Below are 1,172 nucleotides of genomic sequence, written 5' to 3' on the forward strand. Positions count from 1 at the left end.
AATTTAACCCATCCGGAGGGGCCTTTCCTGCGGGTGGGGCTCCTCTATCCATCACGAGGAGAAACACTATGTCTATCAAAACCAAAGTTGAACAAATCGCATACGGTCATGCTACTGCTCAAGTGCTCAGTGAACTGGGTCAACAAGAGAATTGGTACAAGGCTTATGAGTATTTGTCTGAGTGCGTAGAGCGGGGAGATGAGCCTGATGATCTGATCGTTTGGCAACCGTTTGAGCACTGGGAGTGGAAAGACATTCTGGAACAAATCGAAAGCGAAGCCGAGTCTCTGCTTTCGACAATTAAGTCGGTTTTGGCATTGGCCCACAAAGGCATCATACAGTCAGCGATTGATTGTTCTCTGGATTCGGACATGACCCAGCTAGACCTGATTGGAATGGTCGAACTTGGCAATGACATCGAAGAAAGCGAGAGGGCTGGAGGTGGCTATGCAGCTTAACCGATACACGGCCAGAGAATCTGATAAAGGTCGGATTCTCCGGACTATAGGTTGGTGCAAACGCAACCACCTTACACTTGCCGGTCTTCCATACGACGACAACCTTGCTGGGAGCGAGGGGATCAGCCTGGAGATAATCACTCCACCAGGTATGTCGAGGGAAATGCTGGAGCAAGCTGTCAGAGAAGGGTATTCGGAACGAGATGTTGTCAGACATCGCATTCTGGAGTGCCCCGTCGGCTGGTTCATGGAAGCTGATGGCAAGGCATTTGACCATGAATTATTCCACGATTACGTGGTTGCTCATGGTTATGGCGAGCCTTCCAGTGAAGCCTATGAGCTGGCGGAACGATGGTTCTGGCAAGGTAACGATTATGCGTTGATAGCAGCGGAGATAGTTGCTCGTGATCTTTGTGTTCGTGATGACGAGGATTGAGCCTATGACCGCTGTAGCGCATATAGCAGCAGATAACCTTGTACCGGCATGTGGAGGTGCAGAGAAGCCGTTTACCGTTAGTGGTAGACAGTGGCTTTACTGCTATCACCCAGCCAGTGGGAGGCACTGCTACTTAGACCTCGATAATGACCGTCCAGTCTGGCATCGAGGATTTCATCCTGCTTTTCATCCTGAGCTTGAGTTCGCTGATGAAGCTGAGTTGCTTCGACCAGTTGAGCGAAAGCCTGACCATGAAGAGCTGGAGGATTTTTACTTTT

At 50.0% G+C, this 1,172-nt stretch carries 3 protein-coding genes; 2 read left to right on the forward strand and 1 reads right to left on the reverse strand.

Annotated features, from left to right (window positions below):
* The first annotated feature begins 68 nt into the window (after positions 1–68).
* Both BHE89_RS17885 and BHE89_RS17890 read left to right on the forward strand, forming a co-directional pair.
* On the forward strand, positions 69–458 hold the full coding sequence (locus tag BHE89_RS17885) for a hypothetical protein (RefSeq protein WP_021293652.1): 390 nt from the start codon (positions 69–71) through the stop codon (positions 456–458).
* A complete protein-coding gene (locus BHE89_RS17890) occupies positions 448–894 on the forward strand; it encodes a hypothetical protein (RefSeq protein ID WP_021293653.1) in 447 nt (148 codons plus the stop codon). Before BHE89_RS17885 ends, BHE89_RS17890 begins: the two co-directional genes overlap by 11 nt.
* A 77-nt stretch (positions 895–971) precedes the next feature.
* Here the strand turns inward: BHE89_RS17890 and BHE89_RS24415 are convergent.
* Positions 972–1,172: hypothetical protein (locus tag BHE89_RS24415; protein WP_216081028.1), on the reverse strand; the 201-nt coding region annotated here is incomplete at its 5' end.

The organism is Shigella sp. FC1967 (assembly GCF_001743005.1).
Taxonomy (GTDB): Bacteria; Pseudomonadota; Gammaproteobacteria; order Enterobacterales; family Enterobacteriaceae; genus Proteus.